Genomic DNA, 13825 nt, shown 5'->3' with positions numbered 1-13825 from the left:
CGAATGGACGCCGGCGGTCCGTTCAAACGAAATAGTCCAGGGTCTGCTTCAACGTGTCCGCCGTGAACGGCCTGACGAGGTACGCGCTCACTCCGGCCTCGCGGATTGAGATAATTTTCTCGCTGCGATCGTCCATTACTAGCATCACGAACGGCGTGTCTTTCAGTCCTGCGTCGTAGCGAACCCACTGCAACAACTCTAGGCCGCTCATCGGCTCCGTATTTGCGTCGGCAATGACCAAATCAATCCGTTGCGCGCGCATTGCTGCCAGCGCTGCCTCGCCATCGCTCACTTCCACCACGTCCTCGTAGCCGAGCTGGCGCAATAGATGGCGAGTGATGCGCCGCATCGTTCGGTTTTCACCGACTATCAAAATTTTCATGACATGCACCCGTTTGGTAAATGGCGTTGTCGATGGTGCAGAAGTCCGGCGGACACCGCCATCGTCAACTGGCTGGTCGCCCGTGCATATGCGCCGCACGTGCGCATCAACGAGGCGCGATCACGGGACACGCAACGATGCATCCCTGCCCGGCGGCGTACCGCGACCTCTGTGTTGCCGCATTCGCTACCGGGACGGTGTTCACTCCACATTTGCGCCGCAATAATAAGAATGAGTATCATTAACAAACTGCCATCCACCACCGTCGCCACGCGCTGCCTCGCTGCCCAGCCGGTGCCTTTACCACGGGCCTGCATGTCTTCTTCCACTTCGCTTCGCGATCTTGACGCTTCGGCCAAGCCGCCAGGGCGCACCTGGCCGCCCTGGCTGCGCGTGCTGGCGCGGACCCTGGCCGCGATCGTCGGCGGCTATGCGCTGGCCGCGGCCACCTCCGTGCTGCTGCCGATGCTGTGGCCATCGGTGCGTGCGCAGGCGGTGTTGAGCGGCATGATGCTGGGCATCCTGGTCTGCGCCTGCACCGCGCTGTGGGCGTTCGCCGCGCGCAGCGCCGGGCGCGCCTGGCTGGGTATCGCCGCGCTGCTGGCGCCGATGGCGCTGGCCATCGCCTGGCTGCAGCAGCACGCGCCATGAAGCAGGGATTCCGCCAATCGATGGCCTGGCTGCACACCTGGAGCGGCCTGCTGGTGTCGTGGGTGCTGCTGCTGATCTTCATGGCCGGCACCGCCAGCTATTTCCGCAACGAGATCAGTCGGTGGATGCGTCCGGAACTGCCGCGTGCGCAGCCGAGCACCGACGTGGTCGCCGCCCGCGCGGTGGCGCTGCTGCAGCGCGAGGCGCCACGGTCGCCGCAATGGTTCGTGTCGCTGGCCAACCCGCGCGCGCCGTTCACCGACCTGTTCTGGCGCAATCCGCCGCCGGCCGACGGCAGCCGCCCGAGCCGCAAGGAACTGTTCGGCAACGCACTGCTCGACCCGGTCAGCGGCGAGGCCAGCCAGACCCGCGAGACCCGCGGCGGCGACTTCTTCTACCGCCTGCACTTCGACCTGCACTACATCCCGGCGCTGTGGGCGCGCTACATCGTCGGCTTCTGCGCGATGTTCATGCTGGTGGCGATCATCAGCGGCGTGATCACCCACAAGAAGATCTTCAAGGACTTCTTCACCTTCCGCCCGGCCAAGGGCCAGCGCTCGTGGCTGGACTTCCACAATGCCAGCGCGGTGCTCGCCCTGCCCTACCACGCGATGATCACCTACACCGGGCTGGTCACGCTGATGCTGATGTACCTGCCCTGGGGCATCCAGACCGCCTATCCGGACGCCGAGCAGGCGTTCTACGCCGAGGCCTTCCAGGAGCCGCAGAACCTGCGCGAGGCCAGCGGCACGCCGGGGCACATGCTGCCGATCGCGCAACTGCTGGACGTGGCCCGCCGCGAATGGGGCGCGCAGGCGCCGATCGCCGGCTTCTCCGTGTACAACGCCGGCGACGCCGCCGCGGCCATCCAGATCCGCCAGGGCGACGGCCAACGCCTGGGCTACAGCACACCGTCGCTGCTGCTGGACGCGGCAAGCGGGCAGATCCTCGGCCGCAGCGGCGAACTCGGCGCCGCCGCGGAAACCCGCAGCACCCTGTACGGCCTGCACCTGGCGCACTTCGCCGGTCCCTGGCTGCGCTGGCTGTTCTTCGGCTGCGGCCTGCTCGGCTGCCTGATGGTGGCCAGCGGCGCGATCCTGTGGGCGGTCAAGGAGCGGCCCAAGCACGCCAAGGCCGGCCGCATCGGCCTGGGCCTGCGCCTGGTCGACGCGCTCAACATCGGCACCGTGGCCGGGCTGCCGATCGCCTTCGCCGCCTATTTCTGGGGCAACCGGCTGCTGCCGCTGCACCTGGAATCGCGCCCGGAAAGCGAAGCGGCGGTGTTCTTCCTGGCCTGGGCCGCGGCCCTGGTCGCCGCACAGGTGTGGCCGAAGCGCGCGATGTGGGCCTGGCAACTGTACGCGGGCGCGGCACTGTTCGGCCTGCTGCCGCTGCTCAACGCCGTCACCACCGATGCGCACCTGGGGGTGAGCTTGCTGGCCGGCGACTGGGCGCTGGCCGGATTCGACCTGGTCTGCCTGTTCCTCGGTATCGCGCTGGCGCTGGCCGCGCGGCGCATGCAGCGCTGGCAACCGCCGCTGTCGGCGGCCGAACGCCGCACCCGCGCCCGCGGCGGATCCGGCAAGCCGGTCCTGGCCACGGAGGGCGCATGACCGTGCTCAGCCTGTGCCTGGCCTTCTCCGGTTTCGTTGCGCTGTGCCTGGGCATGGAGAAACACCAGCTCGACCTGTACGGCGCACGCCGCGCCGCCGCGCCGCGGATGCGGCAACTGCAGGCCGCCGGCTGGCTGCTGCTGGGCACGGCGTTCGCCTGCTGCGTGGCCGCGCGGGGCTGGGGCATCGGCCCGGTGCTGTGGGTGGGCTCGCTCAGCGCCAGCGCGGCGCTGCTGACCCTGGGCCTGCTGCCGTACCGGCCGCGGCTGATCGTGCCGTTGGCGTTGCTGGCGCCGCCGCTGGGCGTGGGCGCCGCGTTGTTGGGATAAGCGCGCGCCCGGCTGTTCAGCGGTCGGCGGTCACCGTCGGTGCCCGCAGTTCGGCCGCGGTGCGCGCGCCGGCGAACACCAGCACCAGCCCCGCCGCCAGGGTGATCGCCAGGTACAGCGGCACCATGCCGAGGCGGCCGTTGCGCACGAACACCATGCTTTCCATCATCAGCGAGGAGAACGTGGTCAGCCCGCCGACCAGGCCGACGATCAGCAGCGCCCGCCAGTACGGTGCGCTGGCGCCGCGGCCCTCGATCCACACCAGCAGGAAGCCGCCGACGAAGGCGCCGGCCAGGTTCACCGCCAGCGTGCCCCACGGGAAGCCGGCACCGTAGCGCTGCAGCAGCGCACTGCCGACCGCGAAGCGCAAACCGGAGCCGACCGCGCCGCCGGCCATCGCCAGCAGCAGTTGCTGCCACCACAGGGTCAGGTTCATGCGCGCCTCCGCGAGACGAACGCCGGAGCGGCAGCAGAAAAACGAGAAGGAACGGGCATCGGATTCTCCACAAGGACGATGCCGGGGCGCACGCCTGCCACCCCGGCGGGGGTTGGGCAGGCATCATCAGCGCGCAATGCTGCGGGCGGTTCGAGGAGGAATGCCATCTCCTGTACGCCGATTATGAAGCCGATCGCCCGGCCTTGTCAGCCCGCGCCTGCTCGCGCGCGGCGCGCAGGCGATCCAGCTTGTCCTTGAGCTTGATCTCCAGGCCGCGTTCCACCGGCCGGTAGTAGACGCGCTCGCCCATCGCATCGGGAAAGCCGGTCTGGTCCAGGGCGATGCCGCCCTCGGCATCGTGGTCGTACTGGTAGTCGGCGCCATAACCCAGGGTCTTCATCAGCTTGGTCGGCGCGTTGCGCAGATGCAGCGGCACTTCCTGGGTGCCGGTCTCGCGCACTTCGGCCTTGGCCTGGTTGAACGCGGCATAGCCGGCATTCGACTTGGCAGTGCTGGCCAGGTACAGCACCAGTTGCGCGAAGGCCAGTTCGCCTTCGGGGCTGCCCAGGCGCTCGTAGATGTCCCAGGCTTCCAGTGCCATCGACTGCGCGCGCGGATCGGCCAGACCGATGTCCTCGATCGCCATGCGGGTCAGCCGCCGTGCCAGGTAGGACGGGTCGCAGCCGCCATCGAGCATGCGCGTGAGCCAATACAGCGCCGCGTCCGGATTGGAGCTGCGCACCGACTTGTGCAACGCCGAGATCTGGTCGTAGAACTGCTCGCCGCCCTTGTCGAAGCGGCGGGTGCGGTCGGCCAGCACCTGCTGCAGGGTCTGCGCGGTGATCTCGCCGCCCTCGTCCTGGGCCAGTTCGGCGGCGATTTCCAACAGGGTCAGCGCGCGCCGCACGTCGCCGTCGGCGGCGCCGGCGATCTCCAGCAGCGCCGCATCGGACACCCGCAACGGCTCGGCGCCAAGCCCGCGTTCGGGATCGTGCAGCGCCCGCTGCAGCGCCTCGGCGATGTCCTGCGGCGACACCGCCTCCAGCACGTGCACGCGGCAGCGCGACAGCAGCGCCGAATTCAGCTCGAACGAGGGATTCTCGGTGGTGGCGCCGACGAACAGGATGGTGCCGCGTTCGATATGCGGCAGGAACGCGTCCTGCTGCGCCTTGTTGAAGCGATGTACCTCGTCGACGAACAGCACGGTGCGGCGGCCATCGGCGAAACGCTGCGCGGCCTCGGCCAGCACCAGCCGCACCTCCGGCAGGCCGGACAGCACCGCCGAGATCGCCTTGAACTCGGCCTCGGCGTACTGCGCCAGCAGCAGCGCCAGGGTGGTCTTGCCGCAGCCCGGCGGCCCCCACAGGATCATCGAATGCACCCGGCCGGACGCGACCGCGCGGCGCAGCGCACTGGTCGGCGCCAGCAGGCGCTTCTGCCCGACCATCTCGTCGAGCGTGCGCGGGCGCATGCGCTCGGCCAGCGGGCGCATGGCCTCGCGGTCGACGCTCAACAGGTCGGGGGTATCGGAAGCGAAGGGTCTGCGTTTGGCCATCTGCCCATTCTATCGCCGCGGCCCGTGGACGCCGTGCCGCAGGACTGCGTGGCACCGATGCCAGCGCTAGAATCGCGGCGCCTCCCTGCCCGGCCGACCCCGCCATGAGCCACCACGACACCCTGGACGCCTTCACCCATCAGCACGACTTCCTCGGCACCCGCCACGAGCGCAACGCGCGCCGCACCTGGTCGGTGGTGGCGCTGACCGCCGCGATGATGCTGGTGGAGATCGTCGCCGGCTGGTGGACCGGCTCGATGGCGCTGCTGGCCGACGGCCTGCACATGGCCACCCACGCCGGGGCGCTGTCGCTGGCGGGCTTCGCGTACTGGTTTGCGCGCCGGCACCGGCACAACCCGCGCTTCACCTTCGGCACCGGCAAGGTCGGCGATCTGGCGGGCTTTTCCAGCGCGCTGATCCTGGCGCTGATCGCCCTGGGCATCGGCGTGGAGTCGGCGCTGCGCCTGGCGCAGCCGGTGCACATCGCCTACGACGAAGCGCTGTGGATCGCGGCGCTGGGCCTGCTGGTGAACCTGCTCAGCGCCTGGATGCTCGGCGCCGATCACCACCACGATCACGGGCATGGGCATAGCCATGGCCACGGGCACGGGCACGGGCATCATCACGACCACGCTCATGCCGCGCACCGGCATGGCGACCATGCGCACGCGCACCAAGATGGGCACGACCACGACCACGATCACGCGCACGGTCAAGGCCATCACCACCCGCACGATCACCACGGGCATGCGCACGCCCATGCCGCGCCTGCGCCGACGCACAGCCACGACCGCCACGCGCACGCCGATCACAACCTGCGCTCGGCCTACATGCACGTGCTGGCCGACGCGCTGACCTCGGTGATGGCGATCGTCGCCCTGTTGCTGGCCAAGTACCTGGGCTGGACCTGGACCGATGCGTTGATGGGTATCGTCGGCGCCATCGTCATCGCCCGCTGGTCGCTGGCGCTGCTGCGCGACACCGGCGCGGTGCTGCTCGACGCCTCGGCGCCGGCGGCGCTGCAGGCGCAGATCCGCGACCGCCTGCAGCAGGACGACGAGCGCATCGCCGACCTGCACGTGTGGCGGGTCGGCCCCGGCCAGCATGCGGCGATCGTGTCGCTGGTGACGCACAAGCCGCGGCCGGCGGCGTTCTACCACGCCCGCCTGCAGGGCGTGGCCACGCTGGGCCACGTCAGTATCGAAGTACAGACCTGCCCCAACTGAGCGGAAAGGCCGCCGCGCACCGACCCGGCGCGCGGCGGCGGGGCGGCTGGCTCAGCGGTCGCCGACCACGTCCACGTCCTTGTCCGGGACGTAGCGGAAGGTGCCGGCGGCGAAGGCCGGATTGCGCTTCCAGTCGCTGAAGCTGATGTCGGTGCGCTGGCCGACCGGATCGACCACTTCCATACGCGCCAGGCCGTTGCGGTCGAAGCCGAGCTTGGCCATCTGGAAGCTGGCCTCGGTGTCCACCTTCGGGGTCATGGTCAGCCACTGCAGCCCGTCGCGGGCCACCGCCTCCTCGCTGACGTCGTACTGGCGGTCGAGCTTGCCTGGGTCGATCAGCGCGGTCAGCGGGCTGTTCTGCTCCTCGCTGCCCTGTGCGCGCACCGTGGCCTGCTTCAGGTCCGGGTCGTAGACCCAGACCTTGCTGCCGTCGGCGACGATCAGCTGGGTATAGGGCTTGCGGTACTCCCAGCGGAACAGGCGCGGCGCCGACAGCGCGACGCGGCCGCTGGAGCTTTCCTTCAGCGTGCCCTTGCCGTCGTAGACCTTCTGCGCGAACTGGCCGTCCAGGCCCTTCAGCCCGCGGGTGAAGGCGGTGAGGTCCTCGCGGGCGCCAGCGAAGGCGGAGCCGGCCAGCAGCGCGGTGGCGAGGACGGTGTAGCGGAGTGTGCGAAGCATGCGGATGGGTTTCCGGATGGAGTGTGGGAAGTGTGACGCGCCGCGCCTGAATAGGCGATCAGAGGATGGCCGGCCGCGCCAGGTCTACGGCCCGGTCTGCATCCGGCCGAGGTCGCCGTACAGGATCTGGCCGCGGAAGCCGCGCCGCACCTGCTGGTACAGCTCGCGGAAGGCGGCGTAGTCCTGCGGCTGGCACAGCGCCGCCGGGCCGTGGATCGCGCGGCGGTGCAGCGTATGCGTGGCGGTCACGGTCTGCCCGTCGCGCACCCAGGTCGCGGCGTACTCGCCGGCGGCGTTGCGGAAATGCGTGTCGGCCGGAATCGCGATGATCGGCACGCTGTCCGGGAAGGTCAGCCGGTAGGTCTCGCTGCGCGCGTTGTCGTTGCAGTAGAACGGGGTCAGGTTGCGCTCGGCCGAGGCGGTGCTGTAGACCCCGCGCACCGAATCGGCGCCGGGCATCAACGGCAGGCTCATGCCGCCGACTACGCCGAAGTCGACGTAGTCGTGGGCCTGGAAGCGGTAGGCGTAGCCGAACGGCCGGCTCAGGTCCTGCGGCGTGCCCTGCAGCAGCAACTCGCCGCTGCCGTCGAAGCCGGACGCGGCGACGATCGACTCCTCGATGCGGGTGCGGTTCTGCGCGTTGAGCTGCACGAACATCGTGCGCAGGCCGACCTCGCCGACGTCGCCGCTATCCAGCCGGGTGATGCCGCTGACGCCGCCGTCGGCGTCGAAGCGGTAGTCGGTCTCGGCCAGGTAGCGGTTGCGCTTGGCGTCGTCCGGCGGCGTGCGCGCCACGGTGCCGTCGGCCGTGTGCAGCACCGGCGCGCCCAGATCGCCGGCAGGCAACTGGCCGAAACGCGCGTATGGGCTGGTCGAATCCACGTACAGCTTGAACTCGGGCAGATAGGTGATGGCGTGGTTGAACCGGCCCAGCACCGGCACCTCCGGCAGGGTCGGCCCGCCCTGCGCGCCGATCAGCACCGGCGTACTGGCGATGCCCTTGGCCGCCAGCAGCGCTTCCAGCACCACGGTGTGGTCCTTGCAGTCGCCGTAGTGGTTGTCGAGGATGCTGTCGGCGCTGTTCGGCTGCAGCCCGCCGTTGCCCAGGTACACCGCCACGTAGCGGATGTTGCGCGCCACCCACTCGTACAGCGCCGCGGCCTGCGCGCGGCGATCGACGATGCCGGCGGTGATCTGCTCGGCGCGGGCGCGCACCTTGGGCGTGACCTGCGCGGCGGCGGCACTGCTGTGCTGGTAGGCCTGGGCCATCTGCGACCAGCGGCGGAAACTGCTGGCCATGATGGTCGGGCTGAATTCCCAGGTGGCCGCCGACCAGTTCTGGCTCTTCATCGGCTCGCGGCGGCTGTAGCGCCACTCCCAGCGGGCCTGTTCGCCGTCGATCGTCGGCGTATCGCTGCCCTGCACGCCGCGCGTGTACAGGTGCATCTGCAGGCGCCGCGGCGCCACCAGGGTCACCGTGGCGTCGTCGTACTGGGAGAACACGCTGAAGGTCTCCCACAGGCTGAAGTAGCCGGGGAAGTACGGCACGTTCTGGGTGCGCCGCACCCGGTACACCAGGCGCGCGCCGGGCATCAGGTTGGGGAACACCACCACCTTGACCTTGCGGTCGGCGTACATCGCCGCCGTCGCGCTGGAATAGCTCTCCTGGGTATAGATCTTGTCGGCCGGCACGTCGTGGCGCAGCCCGTCCGGGGTCAGCGTGTAGGCGGCCAGCACCTCCAGCGTCTCCAGCTTCTCGCTGTAGCCCAGCCGCACCTGGCTGAACTGGTCGACGCCGGCCTTGGTCTTGAGCAGCAGCTCGTACTCGTCGGTCTCGACGCTGGTGGCGTCCTCGCGCACCTCGTAGTCGGCGCGGTAGCGCACGTAGCTGTAGTTGTTGCTGACCACGGGGGCAGTCGCCGCGCCCGCGGTCTGGTCGGCATTGGAATGCGCGGCCGGCGCCGGTTGCGCGCCGGCGAGGCCGGACAGCGCCAGCAGCGCCGCGCCGAACAGCCAGCGCGCGGTGCGCACAGGCCTCCGGTCAGGCAGACGCCGGCCACGGCCGGCGGACGGCGCGGTGCGCGTCACTTCGGCGGCGGCGGCGCCAGCACGCTGCGGTCGCCGTTGTGTTCGGGCGGGCTGACCACGCCGGCGGCTTCCATCGCCTCGATCAGCCGCGCGGCGCGGTTGTAGCCGATCTTCAGCCGCCGCTGCACGCCGGAGATCGAGGCGCGACGGGTCTCGGTGACGATGCGCAGGGCCTCGTCGTACAGCGGGTCGGATTCGTCGCCGCCACCGCCGCCGGCTTCCGGCAGTCCGGTGGCGCCGATCACGGTGCCGTCGCCCATGGTCTGCACCTCGTCCAGCACGCCCTCGATGTAGTCGGCCGGGCCGCTGGCCTTGAGGTGCTCGACCACCCGGTGCACTTCCTCGTCGCTGACGAAGGCGCCGTGCACGCGGTCCGGCATCGCCGTGCCCGGCGGCAGGTACAGCATGTCGCCATGGCCCAGCAGGGTCTCGGCGCCGGACTGGTCGAGGATGGTGCGCGAGTCGATCTTGGAGCTGACCTGGAAGGCGATGCGGGTCGGGATATTGGCCTTGATCAGGCCGGTGATCACGTCCACCGACGGGCGCTGGGTGGCCAGGATCAGGTGGATGCCGGCGGCGCGGGCCTTCTGCGCCAGGCGCGCGATCAGCTCTTCGACCTTCTTGCCGACGATCATCATCATGTCGGCGAATTCGTCGATGAAGATGACGATGAACGGCAGTGTGTCCAACGGCCTCGGCGCCTCGGCCAGGTCCGGGTTGGGCTTGAACAGCGGGTCCATCAGCGGCTGCCCGGCGTCCTGCGCATCCTTGACCTTCTTGTTGAAGCCGGCCAGGTTGCGCACGCCGACCGCGCTCATCAGCTTGTAGCGGCGCTCCATCTCCGCCACGCACCAGCGCAGGCCGTTGGCGGCCTCCTTCATGTCGGTGACCACCGGCGCCAGCAGATGCGGGATGCCCTGGTAGACGCTCAGTTCGAGCATCTTCGGGTCGATCATCAGCATCCGCAGGTCCTTGGCCGAGGCCTTGTACAGCAGGCTCAGCACCATGGCGTTGACCGCCACCGACTTGCCCGAGCCGGTGGTGCCGGCGACCAGCAGGTGCGGCATGCGCGCCAGGTCGGCCACGGTCGGACGCCCGGCGATGTCCTTGCCCAGGGCCAGGGTCAGCGGACTGGCCGACTTGTCGTATTCCTTGGAGCGCAGCAGCTCGCTGAGATAGATCATCTCGCGGCTGACGTTGGGGATCTCCAGGCCGATCACCGACTTGCCGGGGATCACGTCGACCACGCGCACCGACTTCACCGACAGGCCGCGGGCGATGTCCTTGTCCAGCGAACTGATCTGGCTGACCTTGATGCCCGGCGCCGGTTCGATCTCGAAGCGGGTGATGACCGGGCCCGGATAGGCGCCGACCACCTGCGCCTCGATGCGGAAGTCCTTCAGCTTGAACTCGATCTGCCGCGACAGGGTTTCCAGGGTCTCCTCGGAATAGCCCTTGGCCTGCGGCTTGGGGTCGTCCAGCAGGGCCAGCGGCGGCACCCCGGACGGGTCGCTGCCGGTGCCGTGGAACAGCGGGATCTGCTGCTCGCGCTTGGCGCGCTCGCTCTTCTCCACCACCGGCGCCGGCGGCGGCTCGATCTTGACCGGCTCGCGCTTGGCGCGCTGCACCGCGTCGACCTTGCGCACTTCCTCGCGTTCCTCGCGCATGGCGCGGGTCTGCTGCCATTCGTTGGCCTGCTGGGTGCCGCGCCGGGCCAGCGCCGGCAGGGTCATCACCGCCTTGCCGATGCGCTCCATCACCGCGAACCAGGACAGCCCGGTGGCCAGGGTCACCGACACCAGCAACAGCACCAGCACGAACAGGTTGGCGCCGAGCGCGCCGAACCCGGCGCCCAGCGAATTGCCGACCAGCTTGCCGAGGATGCCGCCGGCGCCGGCCACGTCGCCGGCGAACAGGCGCAGGTGCAGCAGCCCGGTGGCGGCGATCAGGAAACCGACGATGCCGACCAGGCGCAGCGCCGGGCCGAGGTCGGCCTCGCCATCGCCGTCCTGGTCCATGCCGAACAGCGCGATCCAGGAGATCGCGCCGATGACCACCGGCAGCAGGAAGGCCACGTAGCCGAACAGTTGCAGCAGCACGTCGGCGATCCAGGCGCCGAACTTGCCGCCCATGTTGTGCACCGGCGCGACCACGCTGCCGGTATGCGACCAGCCCGGATCGGTCGCCGAGTACGTGGCCAGGCTGGCCAGCAGGTACAGCAGCAGCGGCGCGATCGCGATCAGCGCCAGATCGCGCCACAGCTTCTGCCGGCGTGGGTTGGGCGCGGCGCCCTGCTTGCGTGCCGCCGCATTGGCGCCCTGGGTTTTGCCGCGTTCCGGAACCTGCTTCGCCACGCTATGACCAGACCTTAGAAATGCATCGTTAGTGATTGATAATAAACGACTCGCCCTTGCATTTCAGCAGGCGGCACCTGAATCGTCCGGTCTTTCGCAGACCTGGCCCGGCAGCGCCCAGTGAAGGCGGGCAACGACACACGCGGGAAGCCGGTGGTGGCGACGGGCCGCAGCGTTTCCGCCACGCGGCTTGATTCGTTCCAGGCCGGCCGCCACTCTATGCGCCTTCGCCGGAACCCGCGCAATGCCGCGTTTCCGCCGCCATTTCACCCTGTTCGCGAGTATACATGAGCCCCTCTGCCGCCAATTCCGCCAAGCATTCCCGCCTGCTGATCCTGGGTTCCGGCCCGGCCGGCTGGACCGCCGCGGTCTACGCCGCGCGCGCCAATCTCAAGCCGGTGGTGATCACCGGCCTGCAGCAGGGCGGCCAGCTGATGACCACCACCGAGGTCGACAACTGGCCCGGCGACCCCCACGGCCTGATGGGCCCGGACCTGATGGCGCGCATGCAGGCGCATGCCGAGCGCTTCGAGACCGAGGTGATCTTCGACCACATCCATACCGCCGACCTGTCGCAGCGCCCGTTCCGGCTCAGCGGCGACAGCGGCGACTACACCTGCGACGCGCTGATCATCGCCACCGGCGCCACCGCCAAGTACCTGGGCATTCCCTCGGAAGAGGCGTTCAAGGGCCGCGGCGTGTCCGCCTGCGCCACCTGCGACGGCTTCTTCTACAAGGACCAGGACGTGGTCGTGGTCGGCGGCGGCAACACCGCCGTGGAAGAGGCGCTGTACCTGTCCAACATCGCCCGCAAGGTCTATCTGGTGCACCGCCGTGACACTCTGCGCGCGGAAAAGATCATGCAGGACAAGCTGTTCGCCAAGGTCGCCGCCGGCAAGATCGAGACCGTCTGGCATCACCAGGTGGACGAGGTGCTGGGCAACGAGGCCGGCGTCACCGGCGTGCGGGTCAAGTCGGTGCAGGACGGCAGCACCCGCGACCTGGAGGCGCACGGCTTCTTCGTCGCCATCGGCCATCACCCGAACACCCAACTGTTCGACGGCCAGTTGGCGATGCACAACGGCTACCTGGAGATCCGCTCCGGTCTGGGCGGCGCCGCCACCGAGACCTCGGTGCCGGGCGTGTTCGCCGCTGGCGACGTCGCCGACCAGCACTACCGCCAGGCGATCACCTCGGCCGGCTTCGGCTGCATGGCCGCGTTGGACGCCGAGCGCTATCTGGACAAGGGTGCCTGAGTCCGCGCACGCCTTGAACTGCCGGCGTCAGGCCGGCAGCGGCCGTGCGCCCGCGCGCGCGGCCGGTGACGCCAGCCGCCGCTGCGCCGCCTTCCACCGCGAGCAGCGCCGGCGATGAGCCGGATCCGCTGGCTGCACCAGCTCGATACGGTCGCCGCCGCCGACTGGGACGCCCTGCACGACGGTCGCAATCCCTTCGTCGCCCACGCCTTCCTGGCCGGCCTGGAACAGCACGGCTGCCTGCGCCCGGACTGGGGCTGGAGCCCGCTGCATCTCACCGTGTGGGACGGCGAGACGCTGGTCGCGGCGGCGCCCGGCTACGTCAAAAGCAACTCGCACGGCGAATTCGTGTTCGACCATGCCTGGGCGCATGCCTACGCGCGCTACGGCCAGGACTACTTCCCAAAGTGGCTGTGCGCGGTGCCGTACTCGCCGGTGACCGGGCCGCGGCTGCTCGCCCGCGACCTGGCGGCGCAGCAGGAACTGCTCGCGGCCATGCAGGCGCTGACCGAGCGCACCGGCCTGTCCTCGGCCCACGTCAATTTCCACCGCGCCGACGAGGACGCCGCATTCGGCGCCGACTGGCTGGAACGCAACGACGTGCAGTACCAGTGGCACAACGACGCCGGGTGGACCGGCTTCGACGATTACCTGGGCGCGATGGACCACAAGCACCGCAAGAACATCCGCCAGGAGCGGGCCAAGGTGCAGCGCGCCGGCATCGGCTTCCGCGTGCTGCACGGCGACGAGGCCAGCGCCGCCGACCTGCAGGCGATGTACGGCTTCTATCTGCGCACCTTCGACGACTACGGCAATTCGCCGGCGCTGACCCTGGACTTCTTCTCGCATCTTGCGCGCACGATGCCGCGCAACCTCTTGATCTTCCTCGCCATCCATGACGGCACGCCGGTGGCCGGCGCGTTCTGCCTGCGCGGCGGCGACACCTTGTACGGCCGCTATTGGGGCGGCGAGCCCCTGCCCGGCCTGCACTTCGAGACCTGCTACTACCAGGGCATCGAGTACTGCCTGCGCGAGGGCCTGACCCGCTTCGAGCCGGGCGCGCAGGGCCAGCACAAGATCGCCCGCGGCTTCCTGCCGCGGCTGGTACGCAGCCGCCACTGGATCGCCGACCCGGGCTTCCGCGTGCCGTTGGCCGAGTGGTGCGCGCAGGAGCGCGCCGAGGTGCGCCAGCACGCGGCGGCGCTGCAGCGCCACTCGCCGTTCCGCCACGACGCCTGAGGCATCGGCTACGCTGCC

At 69.7% G+C, this 13825-nt stretch carries 12 protein-coding genes and 1 riboswitch; of the genes, 6 read left to right on the top strand and 6 right to left on the bottom strand.

Annotated features, from left to right (window positions below; all coding sequences use genetic code 11):
- Positions 1–22 precede the first annotated feature (22 nt).
- Entirely contained in the window at positions 23–382 is a 360-nt protein-coding gene (locus CEK66_RS10610; protein ID WP_152236888.1) for a response regulator, read from the bottom strand.
- Between the two features lie 315 nt (positions 383–697).
- On the opposite strand from CEK66_RS10610, the gene CEK66_RS10605 reads away from it, so the two are divergent.
- From CEK66_RS10605 to CEK66_RS10595, 3 genes are read left to right on the top strand one after another with little or no spacing between them, the layout of a single operon-like run.
- Positions 698–1033: a DUF3649 domain-containing protein gene (locus CEK66_RS10605; RefSeq protein WP_226977834.1), complete on the top strand. Its 336-nt coding sequence runs from the start codon at positions 698–700 to the stop codon at positions 1031–1033.
- Complete coding sequence (locus CEK66_RS10600; RefSeq protein ID WP_152236887.1) at positions 1030–2646, top strand: PepSY-associated TM helix domain-containing protein; 1617 nt, start codon at positions 1030–1032, stop codon at positions 2644–2646. Before CEK66_RS10605 ends, CEK66_RS10600 begins: the two co-directional genes overlap by 4 nt.
- The gene (locus CEK66_RS10595; protein ID WP_152236886.1) at positions 2643–2975 is read left to right on the top strand and encodes a DUF3325 domain-containing protein; all 333 of its coding nucleotides are present in this window, start codon (positions 2643–2645) and stop codon (positions 2973–2975) included. The genes CEK66_RS10600 and CEK66_RS10595 overlap by 4 nt, the downstream gene beginning before the upstream one ends.
- A 16-nt stretch (positions 2976–2991) precedes the next feature.
- On the opposite strand, the gene crcB is transcribed toward CEK66_RS10595, so the two are convergent.
- Both crcB and CEK66_RS10585 read right to left on the bottom strand, forming a co-directional pair.
- Positions 2992–3411 (bottom strand): fluoride efflux transporter CrcB, encoded by a 420-nt coding sequence (gene crcB / locus CEK66_RS10590; RefSeq protein WP_017909551.1) that lies wholly within the window; start codon positions 3409–3411, stop codon positions 2992–2994.
- 110 nt (positions 3412–3521) lie between these two features.
- A riboswitch (Fluoride riboswitch) is annotated at positions 3522–3591 on the bottom strand.
- Between the two features lies 1 nt (position 3592).
- Positions 3593–4966, bottom strand: coding sequence for a replication-associated recombination protein A (locus tag CEK66_RS10585; protein ID WP_026144471.1), 1374 nt, complete (start codon positions 4964–4966; stop codon positions 3593–3595).
- Positions 4967–5070: 104 nt separating this feature from the next.
- Between CEK66_RS10585 and dmeF the strand changes: the two genes are divergently transcribed.
- Positions 5071–6192 carry a CDF family Co(II)/Ni(II) efflux transporter DmeF gene (gene dmeF, locus CEK66_RS10580; protein ID WP_152236885.1) on the top strand — a complete coding sequence of 374 codons (1122 nt, stop codon included), beginning with the start codon at positions 5071–5073 and terminating at the stop codon, positions 6190–6192.
- A gap of 51 nt (positions 6193–6243) precedes the next feature.
- Here the strand turns inward: dmeF and lolA are convergent, their stop codons facing one another.
- From lolA to CEK66_RS10565, 3 genes are all read right to left on the bottom strand, one after another.
- Positions 6244–6870 (bottom strand): outer membrane lipoprotein chaperone LolA, encoded by a 627-nt coding sequence (lolA, locus tag CEK66_RS10575; protein WP_152236884.1) that lies wholly within the window; start codon positions 6868–6870, stop codon positions 6244–6246.
- An 84-nt stretch (positions 6871–6954) separates the two neighbouring features.
- Positions 6955–8754, bottom strand: coding sequence for a DUF3857 domain-containing transglutaminase family protein (locus CEK66_RS10570; protein ID WP_152236922.1), 1800 nt, complete (start codon positions 8752–8754; stop codon positions 6955–6957).
- Between the two features lie 200 nt (positions 8755–8954).
- A complete protein-coding gene (locus CEK66_RS10565; RefSeq protein ID WP_017913921.1) occupies positions 8955–11312 on the bottom strand; it encodes a DNA translocase FtsK in 2358 nt (785 codons plus the stop codon).
- A gap of 287 nt (positions 11313–11599) precedes the next feature.
- On the opposite strand from CEK66_RS10565, the gene trxB reads away from it, so the two are divergent.
- Both trxB and CEK66_RS10555 read left to right on the top strand, forming a co-directional pair.
- A complete protein-coding gene (gene trxB / locus CEK66_RS10560; RefSeq protein WP_010341722.1) occupies positions 11600–12568 on the top strand; it encodes a thioredoxin-disulfide reductase in 969 nt (322 codons plus the stop codon).
- A 114-nt stretch (positions 12569–12682) separates the two neighbouring features.
- Positions 12683–13807: a GNAT family N-acetyltransferase gene (locus CEK66_RS10555; RefSeq protein WP_152236883.1), complete on the top strand. Its 1125-nt coding sequence runs from the start codon at positions 12683–12685 to the stop codon at positions 13805–13807.
- The last annotated feature ends 18 nt before the right edge of the window (positions 13808–13825 follow it).

The sequence above is a fragment of the Xanthomonas sp. LMG 12460 genome, assembly GCF_009192895.1.
GTDB classification, from domain to species: Bacteria; Pseudomonadota; Gammaproteobacteria; order Xanthomonadales; family Xanthomonadaceae; genus Xanthomonas_A; species Xanthomonas_A sontii.
The sequence above is the reverse complement of the archived record's forward strand: the minus strand, read 5'-3'. Positions and strand labels throughout refer to the sequence as shown.

Coding starts and splice junctions, on each gene's coding strand:
- CEK66_RS10610 (WP_152236888.1), bottom strand. CDS start 382: ATGAAAATTTTGATAGTCGGTGAAAACCGAACGATGCGGCGCATCACT.
- CEK66_RS10605 (WP_226977834.1), top strand. CDS start 698: ATGTCTTCTTCCACTTCGCTTCGCGATCTTGACGCTTCGGCCAAGCCG.
- CEK66_RS10600 (WP_152236887.1), top strand. CDS start 1,030: ATGAAGCAGGGATTCCGCCAATCGATGGCCTGGCTGCACACCTGGAGC.
- CEK66_RS10595 (WP_152236886.1), top strand. CDS start 2,643: ATGACCGTGCTCAGCCTGTGCCTGGCCTTCTCCGGTTTCGTTGCGCTG.
- crcB (WP_017909551.1), bottom strand. CDS start 3,411: ATGAACCTGACCCTGTGGTGGCAGCAACTGCTGCTGGCGATGGCCGGC.
- CEK66_RS10585 (WP_026144471.1), bottom strand. CDS start 4,966: ATGGCCAAACGCAGACCCTTCGCTTCCGATACCCCCGACCTGTTGAGC.
- dmeF (WP_152236885.1), top strand. CDS start 5,071: ATGAGCCACCACGACACCCTGGACGCCTTCACCCATCAGCACGACTTC.
- lolA (WP_152236884.1), bottom strand. CDS start 6,870: ATGCTTCGCACACTCCGCTACACCGTCCTCGCCACCGCGCTGCTGGCC.
- trxB (WP_010341722.1), top strand. CDS start 11,600: ATGAGCCCCTCTGCCGCCAATTCCGCCAAGCATTCCCGCCTGCTGATC.
- CEK66_RS10555 (WP_152236883.1), top strand. CDS start 12,683: ATGAGCCGGATCCGCTGGCTGCACCAGCTCGATACGGTCGCCGCCGCC.